General features: G+C 69.2%; 23 protein-coding genes. 5 read left to right on the top strand and 18 right to left on the bottom strand.

Translation table 11 applies throughout. From position 1 onward, the window contains the following. Positions 1-7 precede the first annotated feature (7 nt). The 4 genes from ACXIZN_RS40025 to ACXIZN_RS40010 all read right to left on the bottom strand — a co-directional run bounded on the left by ACXIZN_RS40025 (position 8) and on the right by ACXIZN_RS40010 (position 3,138). A complete protein-coding gene (locus tag ACXIZN_RS40025) occupies positions 8-1,099 on the bottom strand; it encodes a hypothetical protein (RefSeq protein ID WP_457959949.1) in 1,092 nt (363 codons plus the stop codon). Next, a complete protein-coding gene (locus ACXIZN_RS40020; protein ID WP_126735775.1) occupies positions 1,083-1,304 on the bottom strand; it encodes a Trm112 family protein in 222 nt (73 codons plus the stop codon). Before ACXIZN_RS40020 ends, ACXIZN_RS40025 begins: the two co-directional genes overlap by 17 nt. A 52-nt stretch (positions 1,305-1,356) precedes the next feature. Beyond that, positions 1,357-2,712, bottom strand: a complete 1,356-nt coding sequence (locus tag ACXIZN_RS40015) for a phosphomannomutase/phosphoglucomutase (RefSeq protein ID WP_034305253.1) — start codon at positions 2,710-2,712, stop codon at positions 1,357-1,359. A 72-nt stretch (positions 2,713-2,784) separates the two neighbouring features. Next, positions 2,785-3,138, bottom strand: coding sequence for a DUF3499 domain-containing protein (locus tag ACXIZN_RS40010; protein WP_073848429.1), 354 nt, complete (start codon positions 3,136-3,138; stop codon positions 2,785-2,787). Between the two features lie 116 nt (positions 3,139-3,254). On the opposite strand from ACXIZN_RS40010, the gene ACXIZN_RS40005 reads away from it, so the two are divergent. Further along, complete coding sequence (locus tag ACXIZN_RS40005; RefSeq protein ID WP_016337110.1) at positions 3,255-3,686, top strand: metallopeptidase family protein; 432 nt, start codon at positions 3,255-3,257, stop codon at positions 3,684-3,686. Positions 3,687-3,984: 298 nt separating this feature from the next. Here the strand turns inward: ACXIZN_RS40005 and ACXIZN_RS40000 are convergent, their stop codons facing one another. After that, entirely contained in the window at positions 3,985-7,266 is a 3,282-nt protein-coding gene (locus ACXIZN_RS40000) for a glycosyltransferase (protein ID WP_457959948.1), read from the bottom strand. A 132-nt stretch (positions 7,267-7,398) separates the two neighbouring features. Further along, the gene (locus tag ACXIZN_RS39995; RefSeq protein ID WP_007028952.1) at positions 7,399-7,782 is read right to left on the bottom strand and encodes a WhiB family transcriptional regulator; all 384 of its coding nucleotides are present in this window, start codon (positions 7,780-7,782) and stop codon (positions 7,399-7,401) included. A 171-nt stretch (positions 7,783-7,953) separates the two neighbouring features. Between ACXIZN_RS39995 and ACXIZN_RS39990 the strand changes: the two genes are divergently transcribed. Then, a complete protein-coding gene (locus tag ACXIZN_RS39990) occupies positions 7,954-8,715 on the top strand; it encodes a site-2 protease family protein (RefSeq protein ID WP_457960721.1) in 762 nt (253 codons plus the stop codon). Here ACXIZN_RS39990 and ACXIZN_RS39985 read toward each other — a convergent pair. From ACXIZN_RS39985 to mshB, 3 genes are read right to left on the bottom strand one after another with little or no spacing between them, the layout of a single operon-like run. Next, entirely contained in the window at positions 8,699-9,505 is an 807-nt protein-coding gene (locus ACXIZN_RS39985; protein WP_457959946.1) for a hypothetical protein, read from the bottom strand. The genes ACXIZN_RS39990 and ACXIZN_RS39985 overlap by 17 nt on opposite strands. After that, a complete protein-coding gene (locus ACXIZN_RS39980) occupies positions 9,498-9,914 on the bottom strand; it encodes a hypothetical protein (RefSeq protein ID WP_457959945.1) in 417 nt (138 codons plus the stop codon). The genes ACXIZN_RS39985 and ACXIZN_RS39980 overlap by 8 nt, the downstream gene beginning before the upstream one ends. Continuing rightward, entirely contained in the window at positions 9,911-10,753 is an 843-nt protein-coding gene (gene mshB, locus ACXIZN_RS39975) for an N-acetyl-1-D-myo-inositol-2-amino-2-deoxy-alpha-D-glucopyranoside deacetylase (RefSeq protein WP_457959943.1), read from the bottom strand. Before mshB ends, ACXIZN_RS39980 begins: the two co-directional genes overlap by 4 nt. Before the next feature lie 158 nt (positions 10,754-10,911). On the opposite strand from mshB, the gene ACXIZN_RS39970 reads away from it, so the two are divergent. Continuing rightward, positions 10,912-12,690, top strand: a complete 1,779-nt coding sequence (locus ACXIZN_RS39970; RefSeq protein ID WP_457959942.1) for an ABC transporter ATP-binding protein — start codon at positions 10,912-10,914, stop codon at positions 12,688-12,690. Between the two features lie 525 nt (positions 12,691-13,215). Here ACXIZN_RS39970 and ACXIZN_RS39965 read toward each other — a convergent pair. The 5 genes from ACXIZN_RS39965 to typA all read right to left on the bottom strand — a co-directional run bounded on the left by ACXIZN_RS39965 (position 13,216) and on the right by typA (position 21,652). Further along, on the bottom strand, positions 13,216-14,148 hold the full coding sequence (locus tag ACXIZN_RS39965; RefSeq protein ID WP_378445379.1) for an ABC transporter permease: 933 nt from the start codon (positions 14,146-14,148) through the stop codon (positions 13,216-13,218). Next, positions 14,141-15,157 (bottom strand): ABC transporter permease, encoded by a 1,017-nt coding sequence (locus ACXIZN_RS39960; protein ID WP_034305904.1) that lies wholly within the window; start codon positions 15,155-15,157, stop codon positions 14,141-14,143. Before ACXIZN_RS39960 ends, ACXIZN_RS39965 begins: the two co-directional genes overlap by 8 nt. A gap of 180 nt (positions 15,158-15,337) precedes the next feature. Then, positions 15,338-17,143, bottom strand: coding sequence for an ABC transporter family substrate-binding protein (locus ACXIZN_RS39955; protein ID WP_457959941.1), 1,806 nt, complete (start codon positions 17,141-17,143; stop codon positions 15,338-15,340). A 287-nt stretch (positions 17,144-17,430) separates the two neighbouring features. After that, the gene (locus tag ACXIZN_RS39950) at positions 17,431-19,140 is read right to left on the bottom strand and encodes an ABC transporter family substrate-binding protein (RefSeq protein WP_457960720.1); all 1,710 of its coding nucleotides are present in this window, start codon (positions 19,138-19,140) and stop codon (positions 17,431-17,433) included. Positions 19,141-19,729: 589 nt separating this feature from the next. Further along, positions 19,730-21,652 (bottom strand): translational GTPase TypA, encoded by a 1,923-nt coding sequence (typA, locus tag ACXIZN_RS39945; protein WP_192743405.1) that lies wholly within the window; start codon positions 21,650-21,652, stop codon positions 19,730-19,732. Between the two features lie 195 nt (positions 21,653-21,847). Between typA and ACXIZN_RS39940 the strand changes: the two genes are divergently transcribed. Continuing rightward, entirely contained in the window at positions 21,848-22,006 is a 159-nt protein-coding gene (locus tag ACXIZN_RS39940; RefSeq protein WP_007028942.1) for a hypothetical protein, read from the top strand. Between the two features lie 7 nt (positions 22,007-22,013). On the opposite strand, the gene ACXIZN_RS39935 is transcribed toward ACXIZN_RS39940, so the two are convergent. Continuing rightward, positions 22,014-22,313, bottom strand: coding sequence for a YciI family protein (locus ACXIZN_RS39935; protein ID WP_457959940.1), 300 nt, complete (start codon positions 22,311-22,313; stop codon positions 22,014-22,016). Between the two features lie 334 nt (positions 22,314-22,647). On the opposite strand from ACXIZN_RS39935, the gene trpS reads away from it, so the two are divergent. Further along, positions 22,648-23,613: a tryptophan--tRNA ligase gene (gene trpS / locus ACXIZN_RS39930; RefSeq protein WP_457959939.1), complete on the top strand. Its 966-nt coding sequence runs from the start codon at positions 22,648-22,650 to the stop codon at positions 23,611-23,613. Between the two features lie 51 nt (positions 23,614-23,664). Here the strand turns inward: trpS and ACXIZN_RS39925 are convergent, their stop codons facing one another. From ACXIZN_RS39925 to ACXIZN_RS39915, 3 genes are all read right to left on the bottom strand, one after another. After that, positions 23,665-24,054 carry a (deoxy)nucleoside triphosphate pyrophosphohydrolase gene (locus tag ACXIZN_RS39925; RefSeq protein WP_457959938.1) on the bottom strand — a complete coding sequence of 130 codons (390 nt, stop codon included), beginning with the start codon at positions 24,052-24,054 and terminating at the stop codon, positions 23,665-23,667. Positions 24,055-24,148: 94 nt separating this feature from the next. Next, positions 24,149-25,477 carry an ATP-binding protein gene (locus ACXIZN_RS39920; protein WP_457959937.1) on the bottom strand — a complete coding sequence of 443 codons (1,329 nt, stop codon included), beginning with the start codon at positions 25,475-25,477 and terminating at the stop codon, positions 24,149-24,151. Beyond that, the gene (locus tag ACXIZN_RS39915; RefSeq protein WP_126737467.1) at positions 25,474-26,202 is read right to left on the bottom strand and encodes a response regulator transcription factor; all 729 of its coding nucleotides are present in this window, start codon (positions 26,200-26,202) and stop codon (positions 25,474-25,476) included. The genes ACXIZN_RS39920 and ACXIZN_RS39915 overlap by 4 nt, the downstream gene beginning before the upstream one ends. Between the last annotated feature and the right edge of the window lie 85 nt (positions 26,203-26,287).

Here is a 26,287-nt window from a genome sequence, read left to right as displayed (position 1 = left end):
TCGGGACTCACGCCGTTGCGGGCGTGTACCTCCCGGCGCCGCCGATGCTGCCGACGGCCAGCCCCAGATAGACCGCGGCCAGCTCGAAACGGAGCGCGAGAACGGCCGCACGCACGGTCTCGTCCGTTTCGATCTCTTCGGCCGGGGCGATCACGTCGCCGCCGGGCAGCAGATCTTCCGCCTGAAAGCGGGCCGCCTCGGCGGCGGGCCCAGTGCGAACGGAGAGGAGCAACACTTTCGGCGTCGCGCCGGCCCCCTCCTCCGGGTCCGCGAAGATATCGCGCTCCACGCCCCCGGACAACGCCGCCCGCCGCAAAGCGGGCCTGGCCAGCGCCTGGCGATAGTCCTCCACGTCACAGACGAGGGCGGCGTGCGCGGCGAACGCGTGGGCCGCGTGCTCGCCGACGGCGACCGCGACCGGGTCCAGGCCCCACAGCAGCGGCTGGCGTTCGGCCAGCTTCAGCGCCATCGCCTTGGCCGGGTTCGCGAACGAATCCCTGGCCAGGTAGTCCTTCTCGGCCTCCGCGTCGAGGTGGTCCGCGAGCTGCTCCAGATCGGCCACCAGCAGGCCGAGCGCGTTCGCGGTGAGCAGCGCGGCGGCGAGCCCGCGCGGGAACGCCATCTCCGGCGGGACCGGGATCCGCGGTGCGAGCAGCAGCCCCTTGCCCGCGATGGAGGCCGCGACGGGGCCTTCGTCGGGGGCGGACAACACGACCCTCGCCCCGAACCGGGCGGCGCGTTCCAAGGAGGCGGCCAGCTCGCGGTCACCGGCGTCGTCGGTGTGCGCGAAGACCACGTCGAGCGCGCCGATCCAGCTCGGCACCACCTCGGCGACGACCACCGGCACCGGGCACGACGGGGTCAGGAGCGCGGCGACCAGCCGGGTCAGCGTCCGGCTGACCCCCGGCCGGTCGATCAGCACGAGCGAGCGCGGGCGCCCGACGTCCAGGCGATCGCTCAGCTCGAGTTCGGCCGCGGCTTCGGCGGTCGCCCGGACCTGGGCGCCCGCCATCGCGGCGGCACGGAGAAGCCCCGCGGTGTCGGCCTCGGCCAGCCTCGCGGGATCGTCGAGCAGGGAATCGTCAGGGACCGTCGGCATGGGCGCCATCCGGGGTCGTCGGCTCGGTGGCTTCGTCCAGCAACAGTACCGGGATTCCATCACGGACCGGATACTCGCGACCGCATTCCGTGCAGGTCAGCGCGTCGGCCTCGGGATCGGCCGCCGTCCCCGGCCGCAGCGGCGCGTGATCGGGGGACGGGCAGGCCAGGATCTCCAGCAACTGTGCGTCGAACGTGACGGCCATGGTTACTCCCTACCTGTGGGACGGCTCTGTGTGCGTCTTCACGACACATTCGTTACCCACGGACGATCGCCAATACGTCTTCGGTCAGCGCCCGGACGGCCTCGGCGTCGGCGGCCTCGACGTTCAGGCGGAGCAGCGGCTCGGTGTTGGACGGGCGCAGGTTGAACCAGCCACCGCCGGGGAGCTGCACGGTGAGCCCGTCCAGTTCGTCGATTTCGACGCCGTCGCGGGCGCCGAACGCGTCCTTGACCGCCATCATGCGCGCGACCTGGTCGTCGACGGTGGAGTTGATCTCACCGGAGGCCGAGTAGCGCGAGTACTCCGCCGTCAGCTCGGACAGCGGGCCCGCCTGCTCGCCGAGGGCGGCGAGGACGTGCAGCGCGGCCAGCATGCCGGTGTCGGCCCGCCAGAAGTCGCGGAAGTAGTAGTGGGCGGAGTGCTCCCCGCCGAAGATCGCGCCGGTCTTGGCCATCTCGGCCTTGATGAACGAGTGCCCGACCCGGGTGCGCACCGGCTTGCCGCCGTGCTCGGCGACGATCTCCGGGACACCCTTCGACGTGATCAGGTTGTGGATGATGGTGCCGCCCGGCTCCTTCTCCAGCTCGCGGATCGCGACCAGCGCGGTGATGGCGCTCGGCGAGACCGGCTCGCCGCGCTCGTCGACGACGAAGCAGCGGTCCGCGTCGCCGTCGAAGGCGAGGCCCGCGTCGGCGCCTTCCTCGCGCACCTTCGCCTGGAGGTCGACGATGTTCTTCGGGTCGAGCGGGTTGGCCTCGTGGTTCGGGAAGTTGCCGTCGAGTTCGAAGTACATCGGGACGACCTCGATGGGCAGGCCGGCGAATACCGTCGGAACGGTGTAGCCGCCCATGCCGTTGCCCGCGTCGACGACGACCTTCAGCGGACGGCTGCCCGACAGGTCGACGAGCTTGCGCAGGTACGCCGCGTAGTCCGCGAGGACGTCCTTCTCGGTCACCGAACCGCGCTGGCCCTCGAAGGCGGGCACACCCTGCTCGACGGTGTCGCGGATCTCCGCGAGACCGGAGTCCTGGCCGACCGGGGCGGCGCCCGAGCGGCACAGCTTGATGCCGTTGTACTTCGCCGGGTTGTGGCTGGCGGTGAACATGGCGCCCGGCAGGTTGAGCGACCCGGACGCGAAGTACAGCTGGTCGGTGCTGGCGAGGCCGATCGACACGACGTCGAGGCCCTGCGAGGTCACGCCGTCGGCGAACGCGGCGGCCAGCTCGGGCGAGGAGTCGCGCATGTCGTGGCCGATCACCACGGAGTCGGACTCCGGCTTGATCAACAGGGCGAACGCCGATCCGAGGTCGCGGACGAGTGCCGCGTCCAGCTGCTCACCGACCACGCCGCGAATGTCGTAGGCCTTCACGATGCCCGAAAGGTCTGGCACGCCTGCTCCCCGCCAATAGTCTCGTTACAACGCCCTCTGGCGCGCTCGAAAGCCTACCGGCGAGCCTTCGCGTCAGGCGCGGCCGGGCAGGACGCGCAGGTGGCCGCGCCTGCCCGAGGGGCCCTCGGGTTCGGGCTCGGGGGCGGGCTTGTCGGACCGGCCCGCCTCGCGCACGGCCTCGGCCAGCGCGGTCAGCTCGTCGGCGGACGGGTCCGGGGCGGCGAAGGCCCCTTCGTGCCGGACGACTTCCCAGCCCTTGGGCACGGTCAGCCGGAGGGCGTGCGCCTCGCAGAGGTCGTAGGAGTGCGGCTCGCTCGCGGTGGCCAGCGGGCCCACGACGGCGGTCGAATCGCTGTAGGCATACGTGAGCGTGGCGACAGCGGGTTCGAGACAACCCGTTCGCGAACACTTTCGTACGCTCCGCACGATCGAGAACGATAGCGCGTCGCGAGCCGGGCGTACCGGCGACACGCGCTTTGATTCGCCGAGCGCGTACCCTTCGGTTCGTGGCGACGGCTCGTGATTCCCGACAGCGACGGCGGATGCGACGGGACCGGCACGGCCGGGGCCTGCGCGGAGCGCTGTATCCGTCGACCCTTCCCGCCGCCGCTAGCAGGGCGGAAAGGTTCGACGCGCTGGTTCTGGACGCGCTCGAACCGATCGAAGCGCGGTGGCGGCACGAGCTGACGAAGCTCGACGTCGCCGTCGACGACGTCCCCGAAGTTCGCTCGGATGGCGCACCGGCCGGAGTCGACGGCGTACTGCACGACGGCGCCGTCCCGCTCTCGCGGCTCGTGCCCGCCGGCGTCGACCGCGCCGGCCTCCCGACGCGGGCGCGCATCGTCCTCTACCGCCGCCCCCTCGAAGCGCGCGCGAAGGACCCCGGCGAACTCGCGGAACTCGTGCACGACGTCCTCGTCGAACAGGTCGCGGGCTACCTGGGCGTCGAACCCGACGTCATCGAAGGCGAATAACCCTCACCCCCGCACCCCAGCCCCCGCCCTTCCCCGGGGGGCGTCCCCAGCCCAGTGTATCGCGGGGCACCGATGGGACCTGCGAAAACGCGCCCTGAACCCTGAGTTGTCCACAAGGGGAAGGGGCTGTGGACAACTCGGGACCGCAGGGCTTGGGCAAGGTTCCCAATGTCGCATTCGAGACGCTGAGCGACACGAATGCGACATTGGGAACCCCGGGCACCGCGGCCGAACGTCCTGAAGGGCACCTTTGGGACGTTCAACGTCTCGAAGGTGCCCTTCAGGACCGCCCAGCCGCTCAAGAAGCCGCAGAGCGCCTCCGCGTAGGAACAGCAGTCAGCAGCGTGAACAAAACCGCCGCCACCTGCGCCAGCAGCAACAGGTTCCGCGTCGTCCCCTGATGCTCCACCACGACCTCCGACGGCGTCGGCGGAACCGAGACCGCCACCTGATGCCCCCACGCCCGCACGATCGGCACCGCCTTGCCGTCCACGCTCGCCTGCCAGCCCGCCTCGAACTCCGCGGCCAGCACGAGCAGCCGCCCGGTCGGTCCCTCCGAGACGCGCACCCGCACGTCCGGCAGCGCCGCCTGCACCGGCGCCACCCCGGGCGACGCCCCCGGCGCGCCCTTCCCGGTCACGGCCGCCTGCGCCAGTTCCGGCGAGATCAGCGCCACCTGACCCCCGGCGGGCAGCAACCGCAGCACCGGACGCCCGTCCGAGGTCGGCGCCGCCAGAGCGACCAGGTCACGCGCGAGTTCGACGAAGGCGCCGCCGTCGGCACCGCTCGGCAGCACGACATACGACACGCCCGAGGCCAAAGCAGCCGCGAAGGCCTGCTTGGCGGCGTCCGGCGAGCCTTGCAGCAGGTCCCGGCGCCACGAGGCGAGCCGATCGGCGCTGCCCGGCGTCGGCGCGAACTCGTCGTCGCCGAAAGCCGGCAACCGCCCACCGGTCTGCCGGACACCATCCGGAGCAGAACCGATCACCAGCACCGAGCGGCCACTCGCGGCCAATTCCGCCGAGATCTCCGGAGCCAGCGAGGGACGCGCACCCGCCCGCAGAGGCCCTTCCCGCCCGGCGACGACCGCACCGGTCGCCAGCGCCAGCAGCACGAGCACCCCGGCCACGGCCGTGACCTTCGCCAGCCAAGGCGCCGGGTCGACCCCGGACACGCCCCGCTGCCAGGTCGCCAGCACCGTCCACAGCAGTCCGGCGCTGATCACCAGCAGCGGCACCCCGGCGTATCCGGTCGCGTGTGCGCCGCCCGACATCGGCGTCACGGCCACGAACCGCACCGCCCCCAGCCCGAGCACGCCCAGCACGACGACCGCGACACCACCGGCGGCGCCCTTCGACGGCCGGACCACCAGCGCGACGATCGCCGCCGCGACCAGCGCCACCCCGATCGGCCAGGCGCCGGGACCGCCCGGGTCCAGTCCGGCGAGGTCGGCCCCGGACGCGGCAGTGGCGCCGCCACCGAGCCCGTGCAACAGCAGTTCCGGATGCCGCAGCAGCACACTCGGCCACGGCAGCAGCAACGCCAGCGGCAGGAACACCACGATGCCGACCGACGCGATCCGCCGCGCGAGCCCGGTCGGCGAGGGCAGTACCACGAATCCGATCAGCAACCCGACCAGCGCCAGCGCGTGCGCCAGCGGCGAGAAGGCGCCGATCAGCGCCAGCCCGATCGCGCTCAGCGCGGAAACGTGCAGCCAGCGCGAATCCGCGCGCACCAACAGCCCGACGAGGCCCGCGATCACCAGCGGCAGCAGCAGATGCACGACGACGACGTCGAGCCGTCCCTGCGCGACCGAAGCGGTGGCCGCGGGGAGAACGCCGTACGCCGCCGCGACGACGGCCCGAACCCAGCGCCGGACGCGAAGGTGCCGAGTGGCGGCGTACGCGCTCAGCGCGGCGAGCGGGATGTCACCGATCAGCAGGATCGCGACCAGCGCGGCGGGTCCGCCGATCGGGGCGAAGATCGCGCCGAGCGTGCCCAGCACCGGCAGCGTCGCGGGCGCGGGGCTCGCCGTCCCGCCCGCGATCGCGTGCCACGGCGCGAGATACGACGACCAGATCTCGCCGAGCCCGCCGACCGGCAGCAGTTTCCCGCCGAAGAGGTCCAGCCCCAGCCGGGACCCGCTGATCACGAACGCGAGGGCCGTCAACACGACGAGCATGAGTACCGGCGGGGCGAACACGGTCGCGCCCAGCACGCGTTTCCGGTCCACCTCGACGAACACGAGTTCCGGTTCCGGCCGCCGTCCGCCGTCCCGCGGCACCGGCGACGGTTTCGGCCCGGCCTCCGCGGGCTTCTCCGGCACCGCGACCGCGACGACCCCGCTGGGCCGCCGCAGGCCTGTCCCCCGCGAGCCGACACCGCGCATCGCCCCCGCCGGCAGCGCGCCAGGACCGATCGGACGGTCCTGTCCCGCCTTCACCGCCTCCGGCGGGATCCAGGCCCCTTCCTGATCGACGCTCTCCGGCACCGTCCCGAGAGCGAAATCCCGTTCCACACCACGCCGGACGAGGCCGACGACACCGGCGCGCACCGCGTTGCGCACCCGCGTCATCCGGCCGGTGAACAGCCCACGTACCCGGCCCGGCTTGCCGGTCTTCCGGCGTTCGGCGCGAGCGGCGCGTAGTCCGCCGCGGCCGCGCAGCAGGTACCAGGCGGCCGAGAGTTCCGCGCCCGCCTCGCCGGTGCGCCGCAACACCAGGAACGCGAGCGCGCGCAGCATCGCGAACACCGGAATTCGAAAAAGTCCGAACCAAAAGGACAGTGGGGAGCAGTTGACGAGGAACACCCGCAGCCCGTGCGCGCGGTTCGCCGTCGCGAGGGAAAGCCCGAGGGCGTCCGGTTCGCGCTGTCCGGTGCTGAGCGCGCGAGCGTGCCGGAGCCGGGCAGCGGGCACCGAGAGCACGCGGCCGCCCGCGGCGTTCGCCCGCCAGCCGAAGTCGAGATCCTCGCGCAGCAACGGAAATCGCGGATCGTAGCCGCCGAGTTCGTGCCAGACTTCCCGCCGCACCAGCGATCCCGCGCTCGGCACGGCGAGCACGGCGGTGTCGTCCTCGTCCGGCGAGATCTGCTGCCGGTGGCCGATGGCGTCGGTCGACAACCCGGCTTCGACGATGAGCCGCGGGTCGCTCCAGTCGACCGCGAGCGGACCGAGCACCGTCGCCTCGGGCTCGTTTTCCGCCGCTGCCAACAGGTTTTCGAGACAGTCGGGCTCCGGGGCGCAGTCGTCGTGCAGCAGCCAGAGCCAGCCACCGGGATCACCCCAGCGTTCGACGGCGTGCTCGACGGCCGCGCCGACGGCGGCACCGAAGCCGACGTCACGGGAAAGTGTGAGAATTCCGTCCAAGACCGGCGCCTCGCCGACGGACGCCGCGTCGGCGAGGATCTTCGCCGTCCCGTCGGTGGATCCGGTGTCGACCGCGAGGACGTGCCGCGGCCGGACTCCGCTGCGCCGCAGCGCGGAAAGCGCCAGTGGCAACCAGTTCTCGCCGTCGTGACAGACCACAATGGCCAGAACGGGGACCGTGCGCAACACAGGTGACGCGGCGGTGCGTGACAACGGGCACTCCAGATGTGGCGGCGAAGTCGAGTGCCGCCACCCTACGACGCGACCCTGTCACCCGTTGGTGGCCCCACTATGTGGAAGCGGCGTAAGCGATCTCCGGGGCGCACAGGCCGCCGGAGATCGCCGTCACACGGCTCGCTTTTTCAGTTTCCTACGCTCGCGTTCGGAGAGCCCGCCCCAAATACCGAACCGCTCGTCATGCGCGAGGGCGTACTCGAGGCACTCGTCCTTGACCTCGCAACCGAGGCAGATCCGCTTGGCTTCACGGGTGGAGCCGCCCTTCTCGGGGAAGAACGCCTCCGGGTCCGTCTGCGCGCAGAGGGCCCGTTCCTGCCAGTCCTGCTCTTCCGCGGAGGCGTCGTCGAAAAGCTCGGTGAGATCGCCCAGTTGCTGCTCCGGGACCTCACCCCAACCCACGACTTGCCCCCATTCCCTTCCATCTGCTTCCAACCGCACGTCCGCCTCCTCGCTGTCCACGCACTCCCCAGGCTGGCGGTGTTGAAACACCATCCGCCGCCCCCTTCCAGCGACGAATGACATCACTGTGATTACACCCGTGTAGTGCGGTCAGGTCAAGCGGAGTAGCGAGTTCGGGGGATACCCGCGCGCGGAAGCGCAAGGGGACACGCCGAGAACTTCACATCGGGCATACGGAAGACTGGAGGGGTGCAGAGATCAGCAGTGCGGCCCAGCCCGATCTTCCTCGGCATCCTCGCGGTCACCGTCCTGGGCGGTGTACTGGCGGTTTTCGGTGATGCGACCACGATTTCCAGCCGGCAGTACGACCCGCTGATCATCGCCGGCGTGGTCCTGCTCGTCGCGGGTGGCTGGGTCGCGTCACTGACGCTCCACGAATTCGGGCACGCGGTCGTCGCGTTCCGAGGCGGCGACCACAGCGTCGCCCACAAGGGTTACCTGTCCATGGACGTCCGGAAATACACGGATCCCGCACTGTCCATCATCCTGCCGTTGGTATTCCTCATCATCGGCGGCATCCCGCTGCCGGGTGGCGCGGTCTGGATCGAACACGGACGCCTGCGCTCGCGCGGGGTCCAGTCGTGGGTTTCGCTCGCCGGACCGCTGAGCAACCTCGCCGTCGGCGTCCTGCTGACCCTCGTCGTCGCGCTGGTGCCGATGGCGTCCGGTCTCGTGATCGGTCTTTCGTTCCTGGCGCTGCTTCAGATCGTCACGTTCATCCTGAACATCCTGCCGATCCCCGGCCTCGACGGCTGGGGCGCGATCGAGCCGTACCTGTCGCCCGGCGCGCGCGAGTTCGGCGCGAAGGCCCGGCCGTGGGCGCCGATCGTGCTCTTCGCCGTGCTGTTCCTCGTGGACGGTGCGAGCCGCTTGCTGTGGCAAGGGTCCTTCGCGATCTTCGACGTCGTCGGCGGATTCAAGCTGGCCGCCATGTACGGCCAGGACGCGTTCATGTTCTGGAAGTGAGCTCGCCCTCAGGGTGCTCGGTGAACCACTCGTGCGCCCGCTTCCAGACGCGTTTGAGGCCGGACCGCTCGCCGAGGTAGTCGCCCGCCATACCGACGACCGGCAGCTTCCCGAGCGCACGGTGGAAAAGACGGCCCCGGGGCCGCTTCTCCAGTTCGTCGACGATGCCCAGCAGACCCCGGCCCAGGCGCCACAGCGTGCCGGCGGCGGCCTTCAGGGTGATCTTGCCGTGCTTCTTCTTCGCGTCGTCGAGCTCTTCGGTGAGCTTCGCCGCTTCGTCGTCTTCGGCGGCTTTGTCGTGATCGGCGTGTTTGCCCGCCGCGAGTACCGGATCGATGTCGCGTTCGAAAAGGACCCACGCGATCAGCCGGACTCGCGCGCCAACGTCGGTCACGCCGTACTCCCCCGCGATCGCGCACAGCAACACGCCTTGTGCCGCCGAGCCGAGCGCGTCCTGCACGGGCAGCCGGTCGGCCAGCGCGCCCCCGAGACCGGGGATCGCGGTGATCAGCGCGGTGAACCGGCCGACCCGGTTCACCCACCAGTCGGTCCGCTGGTAGTTCGACATCTCGGCCCACGCCGCGGTGCCGGGCACCTTGACCGAGGTGATCCCGTTGAGCAGCTTGTCCTTCAGCCCGGGCTCGACGCCGTCGAGATCCTCGTGGCGGCGCCCTCGTGCCTGCAGGCCGAACGGGTCCGCGTCACGCAGCGCGTCGACCATCGGCCCGCAGCCGCGGACGAACGGCCGCAGCACCGCCACGACCTGGCGGTCCGAAATCGCTTCACCCACCGCTGACTCCCTTCGCGGCTTTCGCCGCCCTTCCCAGACCGCCACCCAGCGCCAGTGCCCCCGGCAGCGCCCCGCCGCCGATCAGCAGCAAGGCCCGCCAGTCCTGTATCAGCACCAGATCACCACCGGGGCCGGTCGCGCCCATTCCCAGTACGACTAGTACCCAGACGAGCAGCGGAATCACCGAAAAGGAGGGCCGCACCACTTTCGCGGTCGTCCGCACCAGCAGCGGGGTGGTGATCACCGCGAGCACCACGGTCACCGGCAGGGGCGCGTCGCCGACCTTCGGCAGCACGATCCCGTCGAGCCGGAGCGGCAGGAAGAACAGTTCGAGCAGGCCGAGCAGGAACGCGTCGAAGGTCAGCAGGGCCAGCAGCAGACGCTGCCGCGACGTGAGCGGCGGGTTCACCTCGCGAGGCCCCCGAACAGATCGGCCGCGGCGCCTTCGGCCGGTCCGTGGGCGAGCACGAAGTACTCGTTCGGGGGGATCGGCTGCGCGATGTCGTTGCTCAGCGCGAAGTGATCCGCGAGATGCGGCGGAGCGGGCACGCTGACCTGGGTCTCGTGCGCCCGCAGCGCGGCCGCCTTCGCCGGGATGTGCGCGCCGACGTCGAGGACGGTCGTGATGGTCTCGTCCGGCGTCACCGGGAGTTCGCCGTCTTCCGGGACCCGGAACGGGGAGCGCCCCCGCAGCGCGGCGAGGCCCGCCGCGACGGCGTCGCGGGAAGAGACGGTGTGGAACACCCGCTCGACCGACGCGGCCTCCGGGGCCGCGGCCATCGTGACCTCGTGCGCGCGGATGTGGTCGGGGTGCCCGTAACCCCCGAAGGCGTCATACGTGACGACGACCTGGGGCCGGACCTCGTCGAGGATCTCGGCGAGCTGAGCCGCCTGCTCGCCGAGGTCGCCGCCGGAGAACGCGCGCGGATGGGCCGCGGACGGCGTCCCGGCCATACCCGAGTCACGCCAGCGGCCGATGCCGCCGAGGTACCGGTGCCGCGTGACACCCAGCGCCGCGCAAGCCGACGCCAGCTCGCCCGCGCGGTAGCCGCCCAGCTGGTCCGAAGCCCACGAGCCGAGGCCGTCGAGGGACGGCGGGATGATCTCGCCTTCCTCACCGAGAGTGCACGTGACAACGGTCACTTCGGCGCCTTCGGCGGCGTAACGCGCGATGGTGCCACCGGTGGTGATGCTCTCGTCGTCCGGATGGGCATGCACGAGGAGCAATTTGGGCAGATCGGAGATCACGGCTTGAAGACTAATTCGAACACGGCGCGCTTTCCTTTATAGGGTGTCGGGAACGGAAGCCGGAGAGCACCGACCTTAGTCGGGCGACTCTCGGTTATCCTCGCGCGAGTCATGGCCGATGCGCCGTGACCATATGTACCCCCACGAAGGGCATCTTGGTGAGCACTGAAGCAGCATCGTCGGACCTCGGCGGCGTGTCGGGTTCGGTTCTGTCCATCTCCGACCTGAGCGTCTCGTTCCCGACCGACGAGGGCGTGGTCAACGCCGTCAAGGGCATCGGATTCGACGTCAAACCGGGTGAGATCGTCGCGGTGGTCGGTGAGTCCGGTTCCGGCAAGTCGGTGACCTCGATGTCGGTGCTCGGGCTGCTCCCGAAGACGAGCCGGATCGCGGGTGAGCTCCGCCTCGGCGACCGCAACCTCGCCGACCTCAAGGAGAAGGACCTCCAGAAGATCCGCGGCAACCAGGTCGCGATGATCTTCCAGGAGCCGATGACCGCGCTGAACCCGGTCTACACCGTCGGCTGGCAGCTGCGCGAGGCGCTCCGCTCGCACCAGGACATCTCGAAGGAAGCCGCCGACAAGCGCGCCATCGAGCTGCTGGAGATGGTCGGCATCCCGAACCCGCCGCTGCGCTTCAAGCAGTACCCGCACCAGCTCTCCGGTGGCCTGCGGCAGCGCGTCGTCATCGCGATGGCGATCTCGTGCGACCCGAAGGTCATCATCGCCGACGAGCCGACCACGGCGCTCGACGTCACCGTGCAGGCGGAGATCCTCGGCCTGCTGCGCAAGCTGCGCGACACCCTCAACACCGCGATCGTGCTGATCACGCACGACATGGGTGTCGTCGCCGACCTCGCCGACCGCGTGGTCGTGATGTACCAGGGCAACATCGTCGAAGAGGCGCCGGTGCGCGACCTGTTCGCGTCGCCGTCGCAGGAGTACACCCGCAAGCTGCTCGCCGCCGTCCCCGTGCTGGGCCAGCGTCCGGAAGGCCGCCGCCTGCTCGAAGAGGGCATCTCCGCCGACAGTGACGAGGCCACGAAGATCGCCGAGGAGATCCGCCTCGAGGACTCCGAGCTCGCCGCGGTGATCGAGGAGAACGCGCCCGCGCTCGAGATCAAGAACCTCGTGCTGGAGTACCCCGGCCGTCGCGGCCAGGCGAAGAACCGCGCGGTGGACGACGTCTCGCTGAGCATCGCCAAGGGCGAGATCGTCGGCCTGGTCGGCGAGTCCGGTTCCGGCAAGTCGACCGTCGGCCGCTGCGCGATCCGCCTGCTGACCCCGACCGCGGGCACCGTGTCGATCGCGGGCAAGGACATCACGAACATGTCGAACAAGGACCTGCGCCCGCTGCGCCGGTACTTCTCGATCGTGTTCCAGGACCCGGCGTCCACACTGGACCCGAAGATGACCATCGGCGAATCGATCGCCGAGCCGATGGTGCTGCACAAGTTCCTGCAGGGCAAGGCCCTGAACGAGCGCGTGGCGTCCCTTTTGGACAAGGTCGAGCTCGGCGGCCACTACCGCAACCGGTACCCGCACGAGCTGTCCGGCGGCCAGCGCCAGCGCGTCGCCATCGCGCGGGCGCTCTCGCTCGACCCGGCGCTGCTGATCGCGGACGAGCCGACCTCGGCGCTGGACGTGTCGGTGCAGGCGCGGGTGCTGGACCTGTTCCTGGACCTGCAGCGCTCGCTGCAGTTCGCCTGCCTGTTCATCAGCCACGACCTCGCGGTCGTCGACCTGCTGGCCGACCGCGTCGCGGTGATGCAGCACGGCAAGCTGGTCGAGGTCGGCACGCGTGACCAGGTGCTGCACTCGCCGCGCGAGGACTACACCCGTCGTCTGCTGTCGGCCGCCCCGGTCGCGGACCCGGTGCTGCAGGCCGAGCGGCGTGCGGCCTGGGAGGCGGGCAAGCTGGCCCCGGTGGCCGACTGACCCTCAGAGGTACGCGAAGGCCCCCTTCGCCGCGCTGGACGCGGTGAAGGGGGCCTTCGTGTGTCTGGACGACACTCGCGTGTCTGGAGCCGTATCTCGCGTGATTGAAGGCGTAACTCACGTGTCTGGAGACGTATGTGCGAGTTACGCCTCCAAGCACGCGAGATACGGCTCTGATCACGCGAGATACGGCTCCCGATCCGTGAAGGCCTCCTTCCCTACCCTCAAAGTAGGGAAGGAGGCCTTCACTCCTCGAACTCACTAGAGGTGCCTGGCAACGTGTCGCGAAAGCCACTTTCGCGACGTCTAGTGTCCCGAAAGTGGCTTTCGCGACATCGGCGCTGGGGCGCAGCTGAGCATTTAGAGGACTAAACGCGTCAGCCCTTGGTGGCGCCGCCGGTCAGGCCCTTCACGAACTGCTTCTGCAACNCTTTCGCGACACCCCCGCGGAGGCTTGAAGCGCGTGAAGGCCCCCTTCCCGCGGCTGAGCCGAGGGAAGGGGGCCTTCACGCGCTAGAGAGGGCCTTACGCCTTCTGACGGCGCTGACGCGGGTCGAAAGCGTCCCGCAGACCGTCACCGATGAAGTTGATCGTCAGCGAGATCAGCACCAGCACCACGAACGGGCCGAAGAACAGCGCCGGCCGCGCCTGCAGCTGCGCGTAGTTCTCGAGGATGACGCGGCCGAGCGAAGTGTCCGGCAGCTGCACCCCGAGCCCGATGAACGACAGTGCCGCCTCGATCAGCACGGCCTGCGCGATCGCGAGGGTCGCGTTGACCGTGATGAGGCCGACCATGTTCGGCACCAGGTGCTTGAACACGATGTGGAACGTCCCGGCGCCGGACGCGCGGGCGGCGTCCACGAACTCGCGCTGGGACAGCGACATCGACTCGGCCCTGGCGATACGGGCGATCGGCATCCAGCCGAAGGCCGCCAGCACCATCGCGACGATGTACCAGGTACCGCCGCCGAACACCTTGGCCAGGATGGCGGCCGCGGCGATCTGCGGGACGATCAGGAACAGGTCCGTCACGCGGGAGATCGCCGAGTCGGTGAAGCCGCGGAGGTACCCCGCCATGGCACCGAAAACGGTGCCGATGGTGGTGGCGACGAGCGACACGATGAGCGCGATCAGCAGCGAGTACTGGGTGCCGCGCAGGATCTGCGACACCATCTCCTTGCCGACCTGTGTCGTGCCGAGCGGGTATTCCGCGCTGGGCTTGGCGAAGGACGGGAAGGAGCTGTCCTCGTAGCTGTACGGCCAGAAGATCGGCATGATCAGCACGGTCAGCACGAGCAGCAGCAGGACCGCCGTGCAGATCATCGCCAGCTTGTGCCGCAGGAACTTGCGCAGGACCAGCTTGCCCTGGCTCTGCGGCTCGGGCAGCGCCTCCGGCGGGAGCGCGCCGTCGGCGGGCTTGGAACCTTCCGCCGCGATAAGGGAGTTCAAGTCAGCCAACGCGAATCCTCGGGTCCAGGATGCCGTACATCAGGTCGGCGATCAGGTTGGCGACGATGATGCTGCTGGCGATGAGCACCAGCCACCCCATCATCACCTGTGTGTCGCTCTTGGTCACGGCTTCGACGAGCAGCTTGCCCATGCCATTCCAGTTGAACACCGTCTCGGTGATGATCGCGCCCGAGAGCACGGCACCGAAGTTGACGGAGAACAGCGTGGTCACCGGGATGAGCGCGTTCCGGAAGGCGTGGCGGAAGATGACCCGGCCGTTGGCGAGTCCCTTGGCACGCGCGGTCCGCACGTAGTCCGCGTTCAGCGTCTCCAGCATCGAAGCGCGCTGGAACCGGCTGTAGGCGGCGAAGCTGATCGCCATGATGGACAGCGTCGGCAGCAGGTACGCGCCGACATAACTGGCGAGGAAACCGCCCGGGCCGTCGAAATTCAGCGACTCCGGGCTCGTGGTGCGGATCCACGGGTTACCGAGCACATCGGACAGTCCCAGGTCCCGGACCCAGCCGTTGAACTCGATCGCGTAGCGCTTGAGCACGATGGCGACACAGAAGATCGGCATCGAGAACAGCAGGAAGGCCAGCGTGGTGGCGATGTAGTCGATGATCGAGTACTGCTTGACCGCCGCGACCACACCGACGAGGACGCCGAGGACGAGCGCGAGGATCTCGGCGCCGACGACGAGCTTCAAGGTGACCTCGAACGCGTCCATGACCTTCGGGAACACCGGGGCCTGCGCGTTGCCCTGTGCGATGGAAACGCCCCAGTCGCCGGTGACGAAGTTGCCGAGCCAAGTGAAGTACCGGGGCACGATGCTCTGGTCGAGGCCGAGCTGCGAGGCCATCTGCGCGATGGCTTCCTTGCTCATGGCCGGGTTGCTCTTCATCTCGGCGAGCGGGTCACCGGTGCCGGCGACCATGACGAAACACAGGAAGGTCCCGACCAGCAGGACGGGAATCGATATCGCCAGACGGCGAAGAATGTAGATCACCAGGTTCAACGAACTGCTCCTCATCCGGGCCTGGCCGCCGAAGTGCTGGACCGCTGCCCGGTTGTCCACCGTAGTGGCGGTAACCCTACGGTCAACAGCTACTTCCGGCGGGTACGGGGCCCGGCTTTTGGCCGGACCCCGTACCACCAGGATCGCGTAAGCGAGTGGTGAAAAAGCGGGGCGGAAGCCCTACTTCTTCTGCTCCCACTCACCGACGTTCCACAGGACACCGTTGTACGACTGCATGTACGTGCGGTCGATGCCCTTGAACGCCCACATGGACGGGGTCTGGAACAGCGGCAGCGTCGCGTACTCGTCCGCGATCGCCTGGTCGGCCTTCTGGTAGTTCTCCAGCTGCACGGCCTCGTCGGTGGCCTTCACGGCCGCCTCGAAGGACGAGTCGATCGTCGGGTTCGACAGGCCCTGGTAGTTCTGGCTGCTGTCGTCGACACGGGTGATGTAGATCGACTTCTGCTCGGCCTTGAACGGAGCGGCGGACCAGCCGAAGAGCGCGGCGTCGTAGTCGCTGGCCGCGAGACGGCCACCCTTCAGGAAGTTGGCGTCCTGGTCGTCCGTGATCTCGATACCGGCGGCCTTGGCCTGCGAGATGATGATCTCGACGGTCTGCTGACGGCGGGTGTTCTGGTTGTGCGAGATCTTGAACGACGCGCGCTGGCCGTTCTTGGCGAAGATGCCGTCGCCACCCTTGACCCAGCCGGCGTCGGTCAGCGTCTTGGCCGCGGCCTCGGCGCCCAGACCGGCCTTGCTGCTGTACAGGTCCTTGAAGCCCTGCTCGCCCGGCATGAACACGATGCTGTTCAGCGGGGTCGCGTCGGCCTGGACCTCCTTCAGCAGCTTGTCGGTGATCTCCTGGCGGTTGACGACCTCGAAGAACGCCTTGCGCAGGTCCTTGTCCTTGAACATGCGCTTGTAGTTGAGGTCGATGTGCTCGAAGGTCAGCTGCGAGGCCGAACCGTAGGTGATGCCCTGGGCGGCGAGGCCCTTCATGGTGTTCGCCGCGGTGGCGTCGGGCTGGGTCGAAGCGGCGATGTCGATCTCACCGTTCTGCAGCGCGGTCGCCATGGCCTTGGTGTCCTCCATCGCCTTCACGACGATCTTGGAGGGGCCACCCTTGCCACCGATCCAGTTCGGGTTCTTCTCGAGCGTGACGGCCTTCTGGTTGGCGTCGAACGCGGTGATCTTGTACGGACCCGAAGCCGGCATGTTCTCGGCCTTGAAGCCCTTGAAGCCGTTGGTCCAGAAGTCACCGGCCTTCGCCAGCTGGGCCGCGTCGCTGGTCGGGGTCAGCTTGGTGATGTCGGCGACGCCCGAGTTCTTCTCGACGATGTGCGCGGGCATGATCGCGGTCGAGTTGAACAGACCCTTGTAGTCCAGGTACGGCTCGGTGTACCTGGTCTCGAAGGTCAGGTCGTCCTTACAGGTCGCCTGGTCGATCAGCTGGTAGCCGGTCGTCGAAGCGGCGAGGAAGGCCTGCTTGCCGTCGGAGGTCTTCGCCTTGCCGGAGTGCGCCAGCCACGACAGGTACATGTCGTCGCAGTCGAACGCCTCGTTGTCGGACCACTTGACGTTCGGCTTGATCTTGTAGACGACGGTCTGCGGCGACTTGGAGGTGACCTCCCAGGAGTCGAACACGTCGTTGTTCAGCAGCACCTTGTTGTTGCCGTCGAGCACATCGGCACCGGCGAGCACGGCGGTCAGGATGTAGGTGTTGTACGACGTGTTGGTGTCGGGCGTGTCGTTGTTGTAGCCCGAGTACCCGTCGTCGATACCCACCGTGACGGTGCCTTCGTACCCCGGGGTGTCCGCGAGCTTGAAGTTTTCGCCGTTCTGCGCCTTGCCGGTCGCCATGCTCTTGATGTCGGTCGACGACCCGTTGGGGTCGGTACTGCCGCTGTCGCCACCGCTGCATGCGCTCAGCACAAGCGCGGAGGCCGCGACCAGCGACCAGGCGGAGACTGCCTTGGACTTCCTCATGAAGTGTGCCCTCCTAGCACTGGGTTCCTGAGATCGGAACAGGACCCCACACCGCTCCGGTGAGATGGCCCGGAGCCTATGACACGCCAAGCAACACTCATTTGGCGCACTGCCGGTGCACGCTAGAAAGGAAATGCACGAACAGTCACCAGTTCCGGGGCGATCGTGACCAAAGGGTAACTTGCGGCTGACATCAGGAAATACAGTGGTTACCTTGAGGAATCAGTCCGCCACTCGAACGTGCCGGGAAAGGTCACCCGCCAGGGTCCGTTCCGGACTCGAAACGGCTACTTCGGGCCCCGCGTCCAGTTCACCGCGGCCCCGAAAGGGCCCACCATAGGAGGACCTGCGGTTACTCCGGAAATACCAGAGCCGATGGCGAGGGTATCGGCCAGCTGGAACAACGGAATGGCAACATTCCGACGCCACAATTCCGGTTCCAGGGCCGAAAGCGTGTCGGCCACCGGGGTGGCGCCGGTCAGCGCGGAGTCGATCGAGGCCTGCAGGGCCGGATCGCAGAAGCCCAGCGGGTTCCCCGGGACGACGGCCTTGGTCTTGTCGGTGAGCTGATCGGGACGGCAGCCGAAGGTGGACGCCAGCACCGAAGCGACGTCCGCACCACCGGTGACCTGGCCGATCACCGCGATGTCGATGCCGACGTTGCCCGCGCCCTCCGGCGTCGTCTGCTGGATCCCGTCGAGCACCGGCATGGCCAGCATCGTCGAGAAGAGCTCCCTCGGCTGCGGGGCGATCGCGTTGACCTCGATCCCCGCGGCCACCAGTTGCGCCGTCAGCTCCTTGGCGATCGTCGCGTACGGCTCCTGTTTGGCGGGCGAGGCGACGACCAGCGAAAGGTTCTTCCCGTTCTTGCGCCAGGTGCCCGCTTCCTTGGTGTATCCGGCGGATTTGAGCAGTTCCTCGCCCTTGCCGGGATCCGCCGCCGACGGCGGCCCCGGGGCCGGGATCGTCGGCTGGAAACCGGGCGCCGACGGGACGCGGACCTGCGCGTCGGCGCGGAGCTTGTCGGACGGGCCGCCGTCGGTCGCCTCGGTGATCAGCTTGCCGCGGTCGATCAGCGCGGTGACGCCTTCGCGCACCTTGGGATCCGACAGCGTCGAGCTCACCGGCCGCAGGAGGATCTGCGCGACCGTGGGACGCGCGACCGTGTGCAGCTGGACGGCGGAGCCGAGCTCCCCGAGCCGTTTCAGGCCGGTGCCGTCGGTCCTGGTCATCGCGAACTGGTCGTTGCCGCTGCGCAGGGCGGCCAGTGTGCCGTCCTGATCGGCCGCACGGAGCACGATCCGGTCGAGGGCGGAGGGTTTCTCCCAATAGCGCTCGTTGCGCTCCAGGGTGATCTCTCCGCGCGCGGTGTCGAGGCCCTTGATGGAGTACGGGCCGCCGACCGCCGGGAACGTCGTCGCCAGTGCGCCCTGCCACCCGTTCGGGGCGTCCTTGAGCAGATGCGCGGGCAGGAGGTTGCCGAAGAGCGTCTGCCAGCCCGGATACGGCTTCGCGAAGGTGACCTCGACCCGCTTGCCGCCTTCACGCGATTGGATGTCCGAGATCAGCCGGTAGCCGGCGGCGCCGATGACGCCCGGCTGGTCGCGCATCGCCTCGCGGAGATAGGCGAAGTCCTCGGCGGCGATCGGCGCGCTGTCGGACCAGGAGGCGTCCGGGCGGATCGTGTACGCGACCGTGAACGGCTGCTGCGACACGACCTCGGCGGACTTCATCAGGTTCTTGTCCAGCTCGAAGCTGCCGTCGTCCTTGGGGCGGAACACCGACGGGAGCAGCAGCTGCGAAAGCGCCGACGTCACCTGGGAAGCGTCGGCGAGGTTGTGCGGGTTGTAGCCGCCGAGAACGTCGTCGACACCCACCACCACCTGCGATGGCGCCTTCGTGGTCGACGTGCTCACCGGGGAGGCCGAAGAGCTGACCACGGGCGGGGGCGGGGTATTGCTGCAGGCGGCGAGGAGCACGGCCGCGCACGCCAGCATGGACGCCGCTGTGGTCGATGACCGCACGCCTGGATCCTCCTGGTTTGTCCCTCGCCTCGTCGCCATAGAGCTATCACGCGCGCCATGGCCTCGGCAGCGAGATTCCCATATCGGCCCGGCCGTCGCCCGACCGGATGCCGTCCTCCTCCGGTGGACGTCCGGGAGGCCCCCGGGGTTCCTGCCCGGCCGAGGCTTTTCGGAGCCGCTCCCGGCATTCGGTTCCGCGGACCCGGAACATTCCGGAACGGTCGCCGGAATGTTCGCCACCGCACGATTGACGACCGAAACGATCGCGACCGCGAGTCCTATCCGGACGCATTTAGGGTCTTTTGTTTCGCGCCCGCCCGGATCCGCGTTCTCGGCGCGGCGTGCGCGGCCGCTCCGGCGCCGTTCAGTCCGGGGTGTTCCGGCGTTGTGAACACCGTCCGAAAAGGAGTTCGGCTTTCCAGCGGAATTGTCGGGAAAGGACCGTTCTTTAACGAAGAACGCCCAGCCGAATACGGTGCGTGACCAGATCGGGACGCGGAAACGCCGGAGGGCGCCTACTCACGGTGAGTGAGCAGGCGCCCTCCGGCGTTCGCTTGGCGGGTCAGCCGCGGTTCTTGTTGCGGTTGCGCTCCTTGGCGCGCTGGTTGACGTCCAGCGTGACCTTGCGGATCCGGACGACGTCGGGGGCGACCTCGACGCACTCGTCGACGGAGCAGAACTCCAGCGCCTCTTCCAGGCCCATCTTGCGCGGGCGGGCCAGCGTCTCCATCACGTCGGCGGAGGACTGACGCATGTTGGTCAGCTTCTTCTCCTTGGTGATGTTGATGTCGAGGTCTTCGGCGCGCGGGTTCTCGCCGACGACCATGCCCTCGTACACCTCGGCGCCCGGCTCCACGAAGAAGGTGCCGCGGTCGGCCAGCTGGATCATCGCGTACGCGGTGATCGGGCCGGACCGGTCGGCGACCAGCGAACCGGAGTGCCGGGTGCGGATCTCGCCCGCCCACGGGAAGTACCCCTCGAACACGTGGTTCGCGATACCGGTGCCGCGGGTCTCGGTGAGGAAGTCGGTGCGGAAGCCGATCAGGCCGCGCGCCGGGAGGACGTAGTCGAGCTTGATACGGCCGGTGCCGTGCCCGCCCATGTGCTCCATGCGGCCCTTGCGGGCGGCCAGCAGCTGGGTGATGCCGCCGAGGTGCTCCTCGGGGGAGTCGATCGACAGCCGCTCGAACGGCTCGTGCAGCTTGCCGTCGATCATCTTGGTGACCACCTGCGGCTTGCCGACGGTCAGCTCGAAGCCTTCACGGCGCATCTGCTCGACCAAGATGGCCAGCGCCAGCTCGCCACGGCCCTGGACCTCCCAGGTGTCGGGGCGCTCGGTCGGCAGGACCTTGATGCTGACGTTACCGATGAGCTCCTGGTCCAGGCGCGCCTTCACCAGGCGGGCGGTGACCTTGTCGCCACCGCTGCGGCCGGCCAGCGGCGAGGTGTTGACACCGATGGTCATCGAGATGGCGGGCTCGTCGACGGCGATCCGGGGCAGCGCCTCCGGGTTCTCGACGTCGGCGAGGGTGTCGCCGATGGTGATCTCGGGGATACCGGCGATGGCGACCAGCTCGCCCGCGCTCGCCTCGGTCGCCGGGACACGGGTGAGCGCCTCGGTGACCAGCAGTTCGGAGATGCGGACGTTCTGGATGGTGCCGTCCTCGCGCATCCACGCCACCGTCTGGCCCTTGCGCAGGCTGCCGGAGTGGATGCGGATCAGCGCGATCCTGCCCAGGAAGTTGGAGGCGTCGAGGTTGGTGACCAGCGCGCGCAGCGGGCCTTCACGGTCGGCGAAGGGCGGCGGCACGTGGCGCATCAGGGTCTCGAACAGCGGGTCGAGGTTCTCGCTCTCGGGCACCGCGCCGTCGGCGGGCTGCTCGAGGCTCGCCTTGCCCGCACGCGCGGAGGCGAAGACGACCGGCAGGTCGAGGATCGCGTCGAGGTCGGCGTCCTCGATGTCACCGGCGAGGTCGAGCAGGAGGTCGTGGGTCTCCTCGACGACCTCGGAGATCCGGGCGTCGGGCCGGTCGGTCTTGTTGACGACCAGGATCACCGGCAGGCCGGCTTCGAGGGTCTTGCGCAGCACGAACCGGGTCTGCGGGAGCGGGCCCTCGCTGGCGTCGACCAGCAGCACGACGCCGTCCACCATGGACAGGCCGCGTTCGACCTCGCCGCCGAAGTCGGCGTGACCGGGGGTGTCGATGACATTGATCGTCACCATGCCCTCGTCGGTCTTGCGGCGGATGGAGGTGTTCTTCGCGAGAATGGTGATGCCCTTTTCCCGCTCGAGCTCCCCGGAGTCCATCACGCGATCGACGAGTTCGGCGCGTTCCTCGAAGGCGCCGGACTGCCGGAGCATGGCGTCGACGAGGGTCGTCTTGCCGTGGTCGACGTGTGCGACGATGGCGACGTTGCGCAGGTCGGGCCGGGTCTTGCCGGACGAGCGGCCGGCATCGACTGCGGTGGCGCTGGCTGCGGGCACGCGAAGGCTCCAAAGGGTTTCAAGTTCGGGTGTGGTGCCCACGCTCACGCGTTCGAGACACGCCTGGCCGACTTTGGCCATACGCGGACCACACCAGGATACCTGTAGCCCGGATGTGAGCAGCCCCACGCCCCCGAATCGGTTAGGCTCACCTAACGTGTAGAGGTCGCCGACGCAGTCGGACAAGGAGCGCGAGTGGGCAAGAAACTACCTGACGACCCGCACAAGCTCGTGCGCAAATGGATGAAGTCCGGCAAGGTCAAGAAGAAATGCTGCCGGTCGAAGTCGAGGTGCGGCAAATGCCCCGTCCTCGCCCTGAAAAAGGCGAAGACGAAGATCGCGAAAGCCGCTTAGAAGATCGTCAATGCACCACCGCCTCGTTGATCGCCCGCAGTTCCGGCGCGGTCCGGGTCGGCGAGAACTCGATCACCTCGCAGGCGGCCATGTGCTTGATCGAGAAGGGGTCGGTCGCGAGGATAGCGTCCAGCTTTCCCCTGGCCATGGGCTTGGTGATGATCACGCCGCCGATCCGCGGGTTGCGCCTTCCGGAGGCGAGGAAATTGCCGAGTTCGTACTGTCTGGTCAGCCAGTCGGCGTGGTCAGGGAGCACATAGTCGATTTCTTCGATGGGCGCGGTGTAGGTCAGCAGGACGACGAACATGAGTCGAAGGTAGACCCGCATCGCCAATATGACGGGTGTACTGCCCCGGCTGATATGAAGTGTTGACGCTACGTGCCCGTAATGAGTGAAACCATCCGCGTTTCGTCCTCTGGATGCGGTGGTTCGACGGCGAACCACCGCATCCGGAGGACTGAACGCGGGTCGCTCTGTAGGATGAGCCGCATGCGCGCGCAGAACGCCCAGTGGTGGCCGCCCTCCGGCGGCCCCGAAGTCCTGCGCTGAACCAGACGAGCGCACCACCAGGCCGCCCCACCGGGCGGCCTTTTTCGTGCCCGGACCCTGGGGCGGCCCGAATCCGGAAGGAAGAAGGCAGATGATCAGGTTGTCCGGGATCACCCCGTCCGGCCACGTCCACGTCGGGAATCACCTGGGGGCCATTTCCCGCTGGGCGGACGAGGGAGGGCCGGACGACCTGTACTTCGTCTCCGACCTGCACGCCATGACGAACTCGCACAATCCGGCGAAGCTGCGATCGATGGCGTCGGAGCAGCTGGCCGTGCTGATCGCGGCCGGGATCGAGCCGGACCGCGTGTTCGTGCAATCCGACATCGCCCGCGAGCTGGGCGCCCTCAACTGGGTCCTGGAGTGCACCTGCAACTACGGCGAGGCCGCCAGGATGATCCAGTTCAAGGAGAAGTCGAAGGGCCGGGCCGGGGTGCGGCTGTCCCTGCTGACCTATCCGGTGCTGATGGCGGCGGACATCCTGCTGCAGGGCGCGGACGAGGTCCCGGTCGGTGAGGACCAGCGGCAGCACGTCGAGCTGGCGCGGACGCTGGCGAAGCGGTTCAACTCCACCTACGGCGACGTGTTCACCATGCCGAAGGCGGTGCTGCCGCCCGCCGGCGCGCGGGTCATGGACCTCGCCGAGCCGACGCGGAAGATGTCGAAGTCGACGAAGGAAGAGGCCGGGGTGGTGTTCGTCCTCGACGAGCCCGACCAGGTCCGGCGGAAGGTCAAGCGCGCCAAGACCGACGGCGGGTCGAAACCGGCCTACGCGCCGGAGAGCAGGCCGGGGATGGCGAACCTGCTGGACATCCTCGCGGCGTGCACCGGGGAGAAGCCCGAAGTCCTCGCGGACCGGTTCGATTCCTACGGCCAGGTCAAGGAGGCCGTCGCCGAGGCGCTGATCGAGGAGCTGCGGCCGGTCCGGGAAGGCGCTTTGGCGCTGCTGAGCGATCCCGGTGAGCTGGAGCGGGTGCGCAAGGCGGGCGCCGTCCGGGCGGCGGAACGGGGTGAGCACCGGCTCCAGTCCGCGCTGCGGCTCATCGGCGCCGGCTGAAGAGGTCCGTGAAGGCCTCCTTCCCTACTTTGAGGGTAGGGAAGGAGGCCTTCACGGACTTGCGAGCAGGGTGTGCAGCGCGGGCAGGAGGATCCGGTCGGCGGGCAGCCAGTCGAGGTCGTCGAGTTCGTGCGGGGCGATCCACCGGACGTCCTCGTGCTCCACGGCTCGCGGCTCGTCCCCCGCGCTGACCAGCGTCGCGGCGTAGATCCGCAGCACCTTGCCCTTCGGCAACGGCACGTCTTCGCCGACCCGGCCCGCGACCGTCACGGCGACGTCCAGCTCTTCCAGGCATTCCCGCGCCAAGGCGGCTTCGTCGCTTTCGCCGTCTTCGACGCGCCCGCCCGGCAGTTCCCATTGCCCGGCGTGGTCGGCGGGCCAAGCCCGCTGCTGCGCCAGCAGCTGTCCGTTCCGCACGATGGCGGCACCCACGATCACCACGCGCTCACCCTACGACCGCGGAGGCCGCTCGCGGACGGCGGTTTCGCGTGATCAGACGGACGACACGTCACGCGTGAGGCGGACCGAATCACACCTACCGAGGCCGCGCCGCCTGCCACACGACCTGGAATCGCGCCCCGCCGTCGGGTGACTCACCGACGCGAACCCGGCCTCCTCGGCGCCGGACGGCCTCCGCGACCATCGCCAGCCCCAGCCCGGTGCCGCCGGAGGACCTCGCCCGCGAATCGGACACGCGGTAGAACCGGTCGAACACCCGCTCCCGGTGCTCGGGCGCGATCCCCGGCCCGTCGTCGTCGACCACCACCCGCACGGTGGACCGCGCCGCGAGCACCGACACCACGATCTGGCCGCGCGCGTAGCGGCAGGCGTTGCGCAGCAGGTTGCTCAGCACCAGCTCGACCTCGGCGTGCGTGGCGAGCGCCCACGCGGCCCCGACCGTGCCGCTCACCCGGATCTCCGGCGCGCCGGCGGGCATCCGCGCGACCGCGGCCCGCACCTCGCTCACCAGCTCGACGGGTTCCGCGGGCGGCACCTCCCCCGCGTCCGACCTCGCCAGCGCCAGCAGCCCGTCGAGCAGCGCGGAGAGCCGCTCCGCCTCCTCCAAGATGTCGGAAAGGGTCTCCTGCGAAAGTTCGGGATCGGGATTGGCGACCGCGACCTCGGCCTGCACGCGGATCGACGCGACCGGCGACCGGAGTTCGTGCGCGGCGTCCCCGGTGAACCGGCGAAGCCGTTCGGCGCCTTCCTCCTGCCTGGCCAGCAACGCGTTGAACTCCTCCGCCAGCGCGCGGAGCTCGTCGTGCGAATCCGGGAGCGGCAGCCGCGCGCCCCGCGGGAGCGCCCGCACCGAACCGCGCATCCGCGCCACCGGCCGCAAGGCGAACCGCACCAGCAGCCACGTCGCGATCCCGGCGCCCACCGCGCCGACGGACGCGACCACGAACAGCCACAGCCCGCCGGAGTGCACAGCCGTCGCGAAGCCGACCAGGCCCGCACCCGCCACGACGAGCCGCTGCTGCCCGTCGGGGGCGGTGACGACGGTGCCCGCCCAGCGCCAGCTGTGCTCGCCGCCGGTCGTGACCGATTCGCCCGCCTTCAGCGCGCGGACGTCCGCAGGGCCGAGGTTCGCGGGCGGGAGGCCGTCCACCGGGCCGCCGGCGGTGTCGAGGACGCGGACGGTGACCGCCGATCCCGACGGCACCCGTCCCGCGGCGACGTCGGACTTCGCGGTCTCCAGCTGAGCACTCAGCTCGTCGTCGACCGAGCCGATCAGCAGCGGCTGGAGGTTGTCCCCCGCGACCGCCGCCAGCCCGAGCAGGAAGCCGAGCGTGACCGTGGCCGTGAGCAGGGTGATCCGGACCTGGAGCGAACGGCGGCGCCACCAAGACGGCGAGCCGATCACCCCTGGCCCGCCGGGGCGATCACTTCGTCGAGCTGCGGATCCGAGGCCAGGTAACCGTGTCCGCGCACGGTCCGGACCAGCGCGCCCGCGCCGACCGCGTCGAGTTTGCGGCGCACGTAACCGACGTAGACCTCGACGACGTTCCGGGTCGCGGCCTGCTCGTCACCCCAGACGGCGCGCAGCAGCTCGTCCTTCGTGACGACCGTTCCCGCCCGGCCTGCCAGCACCTCCAGCAGCGCGAACTCGCGGGGGCTGAACGCCACTTCGACGCCGTCGTAGCGGACCTGCCGCAGGCTCCGGTCGACTTCGAGCGCGCCGATGCGCAGCGGCCCGCGGATGGCGTCCGGCGAGGCGCGCCGCAATACCGCGCGCACCTGCGCGACCAGGACGACGAACGAGAACGGTTTGACGAGATAACCGTCGGCGCCGAGGTCGAGGCCGTCCGCCTGGTCGACCTCGCCGTCCTTCGCGGAGATCATCAGCACCGGTGTGGTGACGCCGAGCGCGCGCAGGCGTTCGAGCACGCGGTAACCGGAAAGCCCCGGGAGCATGATGTCGAGCAGGACGACGTCGAAGGAACCCGTCTGCGCGAGCCGCAGGCCGCTGGGCCCGTCGGCCGCCGTGACCACGTCCATGTCCTCGGCGCGCAGCCCCCGCTGCAACGCCTTGCGCACGCCGGGCTCGTCGTCGACCACCAGTACTCGAGGTTTCACGTCCCTCATCATTCACGCTTCGACCAGCTCACGCGCGACCTCTCAGCGCCATCTCAGCTCCGGCGGCGGAGTCTGAGTGGTGTCTCAGCGTTTCCGG

The sequence above is a fragment of the Amycolatopsis sp. TRM77291 genome (genome assembly GCF_054166285.1).
This window is presented reverse-complemented; position numbering and strand designations above follow the sequence as displayed.